This window comes from Arsenophonus sp. ENCA (genome assembly GCF_002287155.1).
Classification (GTDB): Bacteria; Pseudomonadota; Gammaproteobacteria; order Enterobacterales; family Enterobacteriaceae; genus Arsenophonus; species Arsenophonus nilaparvatae.
Window position 1 is genome coordinate 1 of sequence record NZ_NHNG01000325.1, and the last position, 4,759, is coordinate 4,759.

Consider the following 4,759-nt stretch of genomic DNA (forward strand, 5'->3'; position numbering starts at 1 on the left):
AAGGTTCAACTAATCGCCATAGGTCTTTAGGGCGGAAACATCTACTTTTTAACCATCGGCTAACCGTGTCATGAGATAAAGGCGATGGGCTGACTTCTGATAACGCCAAACAAGAGTATCTTACACTAAGCCTGTTGCTCAATAGCAAAATTAATTGTGACTTACAAAAAAACCAGCTATTGATGATAAAATAATCAATTTTTGAATTAAAAATRACCTATATAAGATTAAAAAATAACCTATTTTTGTGTTTTTTAGATGTATCTAACTTGTTTTTATTGAAAGCAGTTTTATTTCACTATTGAGCAACAGGCTTTCTACACCCCAAACCAGATGTTTGCCCAAAGTATGATTTATGAGCCCTTGGTTAAATATCAAGCTAATGGGCAAGTAAAACCTTGGCTTGCAAAAAGTTGGCAGCATTCCTCAGATGGCAGAGTGTGGATTTTTACCTTACGTGATGACGTCAAATTTTCTAACGGTGAACCTTTTAACGTGCAGGCAGTCGAAAAAAACTTTCGGGCTATTCTCAATAACCGCCAACGTCATGCTTGGCTAGAATTAACTAACCAGATAACCAATGTTAAAGCGTTAAATAATACTGAGTTACAAATTACGCTAAAAAGCGCTTATTACCCTATCCTACAGGAGCTATCTTTACCTCGCCCTTTCCGTTTTATCGCACCTTCGCAGTTTAAAAAACATGAAACTATGGATGGTATCATAGCGCCAATTGGTACTGGACCATGGAAGTTACAGACATCAAAACTTAATCAATATGATATTTTGCTACGTAATGATCGATACTGGGGCAAAAAACCGGCTCTAGAAAAAATAACCATCAAAGTGATCCCCGATCCAACTAGCCGCGCCGTCGCATTTGAAGCTGGCGATATCGAATTACTGTATGGTAATGAAGGGCTATTACCACCTGAAACTTTTGCACGATTTAGCCATAATCCAAAATACCATACCCAGCTTTCTGCGCCGATTGAAACGGTAATGCTAGCTCTAAACTCCGCTCGAACACCAACTAAAGAGTTAGCAGTACGGGAAGCACTCAATCATGCTATTGATAAAAAAAACTGATCGCCAATACATTTTATTCTACCCAAAAAGTAGCCAATACCCTGTTTGCCCCATCGGTACCTTATGCGAATATCAAGCTCACGGCCAGAGAGTATGATCCGCAGAAAGCTAAAGCAATATTGGATAGTGCTGGCTGGATATTACCAGTAGGTAAAACAATGGCTGAAGTTATTCAGGCTAACTTATGGCAAATTGGGGTAGATACAAGACTAATAGGCGAAGAAGAAAGCAGCTTTTATGCCCGTCAACGCGATGGCCGTTTTAGCATGATTTTTAATCGCATCTGGGGTGCGCCTTACGATCCATACGCTTTTATGAGCTCAATGCGGGTTCCTTCACATGCTGATTATCAAGCTCAATTAGGTTTGCCCGATAAAAAGATAATTGATAGTGAAATCACCCAGATCCTGACAACAACAGATGAACAACAGCGTAAAATGCTATATGCCGATGTACTGACTCGATTACATCATTCAGCTGTTTATCTGCCAATTAGTTATATATCACTAATGTCCATTTCTCGTCCACAATTGGGTTATATTCCGTTTTCACCTATATCGACAGAAATTGCATTTGAGCAAATCAAGCCAGAGAAATCATAATGTTACGTTATATTTTACGGCGTATTTTACTACTAATACCGTTGCTATTAGCAGCTTCAGTAATTGTTTTTGTCCTACTGCGTTATGGCACCGGTGACCCAGCCATGGACTATTTGCGGCTGTCAAATCTGCCGCCTACGCCAGAAATGTTGGCATCAACACGAATAATGCTTGGTCTTGATCAACCGCTCACTGTGCAGTATGGAACATGGTTATGGCAAGCTCTGCATCTAGACTTTGGCACTTCATATGCAACGCAACGTCCTGTACTAAATGATCTTTTACAATTTATGCCAGCAACATTGCAACTCGCTGGATCAGCATTACTGATTATTTTATTTACCTCGATACCCCTAGGGATCTGGGCGGCACGTCACCGTAATCGTTTACCCGATTTTGTCGTACGTATTATCGCATTTTTAGGCGTTTCAATGCCAAATTTCTGGCTAGCCTTTCTATTAATCATGTTATTTTCAGTGTGGCTAAAATGGCTACCTGCTTTCGGTTATGGTAGCTGGCAACATATTATCTTGCCAGCATTTTCTATTGCTTTTATGTCACTAGCCATTAATGCCAGATTGCTACGTGCCAGTATGTTAGAAGTTGCAGGACAACGACATGTTAGCTGGGCAAGGTTACGGGGACTAAACAAGCAACAAACTGAAAGACGACATATTTTACGTAATGCATCATTACCGATAGTAACCGCACTTGGAATGCACATTGGTGAGCTCATCGGTGGTACCCTGATTATTGAAAGCATATTTGCCTGGCCCGGTATAGGTCGCTATGCCGTATCGGCAATTTTTAATCGAGATTATCCGGTGATCCAATGTTTCACCTTAATGATGGTTGTAGTTTATGTGTTATGCAATCTGCTGGTTGATCTCCTTAACGCCATTCTTGACCCAAGGATCCAACGTCATGAAAGAGGAAATGCATGAATTTTTATCTTTCAACTCGTTGGTCTGTCCGCTTAGCGATCATCATTATTGTACTACTGGTTATAACAGCCATTACCAGCCACTGGTGGCTACCTTACGATCCACAAGCGATCGAGTTAACACAGCGACTACTACCACCAAATCAGCAACACTGGCTTGGCACCGACCATTTAGGCCGCGATATTTTCTCTCGTTTATTAGCAGCTACGCGTGTTTCGCTAGGTTCCGTCATACTCTGTCTTATTTTGATACTGTCATTAGGATTAATCATTGGTGGCAGCGCTGGGTTATTGGGTGGCAAAATAGATCAAATCCTGATGCGTACCACTGAGCTTTTTATGACGTTCCCTACTTCAATTTTATCATTTTTTATGGTCGGCGTTTTAGGAACAGGGCTAACAAACGTAATCATTGCTATCGCTTTATCACATTGGGCTTGGTATGCACGTATGGTGCGAAACATTAAGCCTGTTGCTCAATAGTGAAATAAAACTGCTTTCAATAAAAACAAGTTAGATACATCTAAAAAACACAAAAATAAGTTATTTTTTAATCTTATATAGGTCATTTTTAATTCAAAAATTGATGATTTTATCATCAATAGCTGGTTTTTTTGTAAGTCACAATTAATTTTGCTATTGAGCAACAGGCTTATTGTTATTTCTCTGCGTCAACGTGAATTTATTCTAATAGCAAGGATGTATGGAGCCAGCAACAGCCGTTTATTCATTGATCACCTAGCCGGTGCAATTATTCCATCGTTATTGGTTTTGGCAAGCTTAGATCTTGGTCATATGATGTTACATGTGGCAGGCATGTCTTTTCTTGGACTGGGTGTTAGTGCGCCAACGGCTGAATGGGGAGTTATGATCAATGATGCTCGCCAATATATCTGGACTCAACCTCTACAAATTTTGTGGCCGGGTTTAGCCCTATTTCTAACGGTGATGGCTTTTAATCTACTTGGCGATGCCCTACGCGATTACCTCGATCCTTATCTACTAGCGGAGCGTAACGGCTAATGTCACAGAAAATTGAGCTACAAAATATAACACTAAAAGCACAACGACTGCTGGTTCAAGATGTATCACTCACCATTAATAAAGGCAAAGTGTTAGCATTAGTTGGTAGCAGCGGTTGTGGCAAGTCATTAACATGCGCCGCCATGCTCGGAATATTACCTGCGGGCGTAAATCAGACCGCCGGAAGCTTACTACTAGATGGAGATATTACCTCCGCTCAACAATTACGTGGTAGCCACATCGCAACCATCATGCAAAATCCACGCAGTGCTTTTAATCCGCTTAATACAATGGCTAGCCATATTCAAGAAACCTGCCGGGCACTTGGCAAACCTGTCGATATCGAGAGGATTAACATAACATTACAGTCAGTTGGATTAGAAAATGCTAGCCATATACTTTCACTTTATCCTTTTGAAATGAGTGGTGGAATGTTACAACGCATGATGATAGCAATAGCGATACTCAGTGATGCACCATTTATCATTGCTGATGAACCAACGACTGATCTTGATACGGTTGCCCAAACACATATTCTTGATCTACTAGAAAACACTATCCAAACTCGAGCGGTTGGTATGTTATTAGTCACCCATGATATGGGAGTAGTAGCGCGCTTGGCTGATGAAGTCGCTGTCATGCACGATGGTAAAATTGTCGAATATAGCAACGTTAACACCATCTTTAACACACCTAAACACCAAATTACTCATAATTTAGTAGCCGCTCATCTGGCATTATATGATCTGAGGTTCTCTGTATGACATTGCTTGATATTGATAGAGTCACTTTTGGCTATCCCAATCAACCCCGGCTTTTAAACCAAATAACGCTAACACTAAAGGCTGGAGAAACCGTTACTTTATTAAGCGTGTTGCTTAATAGTGAAATAAGGGTGTTTCGGTGATTGAAGTAAATTTTACGCTGTTCTGAGATGGAAATTCCAAAGACCTGCGCTAAGGAGTAAGAAGGTATCATCAATAAAGGGTCTACGATTCCGTAAAATTTGGGTCATGCAACCGAGGCGCTTGATACCCGCGATGGCGTGTTCAACTGTAATACGGATGCCCGAGATTATTTTATTTTCTTGTTTTTGTTCAGG

Annotated in this window: 3 protein-coding genes and 3 pseudogenes; 5 read left to right on the top strand and 1 reads right to left on the bottom strand. The window is 40.6% G+C overall.

What is annotated here, in order from left to right:
- Positions 1 to 318: 318 nt before the first annotated feature.
- The 5 genes and pseudogenes from nikA to CBG25_RS08680 form a co-directional block, all read left to right on the top strand.
- Positions 319 to 1,691 (top strand): annotated as a pseudogene (gene nikA / locus CBG25_RS08660) (nickel ABC transporter substrate-binding protein); the annotation flags it as partial.
- Entirely contained in the window at positions 1,691 to 2,635 is a 945-nt protein-coding gene (nikB, locus tag CBG25_RS08665) for a nickel ABC transporter permease subunit NikB (protein WP_290606052.1), read from the top strand. The pseudogene nikA and the gene nikB, both read left to right, overlap by 1 nt.
- Positions 2,632 to 3,099: pseudogene (locus tag CBG25_RS08670) on the top strand (ABC transporter permease subunit); the annotation flags it as partial. The gene nikB and the pseudogene CBG25_RS08670, both read left to right, overlap by 4 nt.
- 183 nt (positions 3,100 to 3,282) lie before the next feature.
- Positions 3,283 to 3,657: pseudogene (locus tag CBG25_RS08675) on the top strand (ABC transporter permease subunit); the annotation flags it as partial.
- Positions 3,657 to 4,421 carry a nickel import ATP-binding protein NikD gene (locus CBG25_RS08680; RefSeq protein WP_290606054.1) on the top strand — a complete coding sequence of 255 codons (765 nt, stop codon included), beginning with the start codon at positions 3,657 to 3,659 and terminating at the stop codon, positions 4,419 to 4,421. The pseudogene CBG25_RS08675 and the gene CBG25_RS08680, both read left to right, overlap by 1 nt.
- A 155-nt stretch (positions 4,422 to 4,576) precedes the next feature.
- Here the strand turns inward: CBG25_RS08680 and CBG25_RS08685 are convergent.
- Positions 4,577 to 4,759, bottom strand: a 183-nt coding sequence (locus tag CBG25_RS08685; protein WP_366212660.1) for a transposase family protein, incomplete at its 5' end; no start/stop codon positions are given.

Coding starts and splice junctions, on each gene's coding strand:
- nikB (WP_290606052.1), top strand. CDS start 1,691: ATGTTACGTTATATTTTACGGCGTATTTTACTACTAATACCGTTGCTA.
- CBG25_RS08680 (WP_290606054.1), top strand. CDS start 3,657: ATGTCACAGAAAATTGAGCTACAAAATATAACACTAAAAGCACAACGA.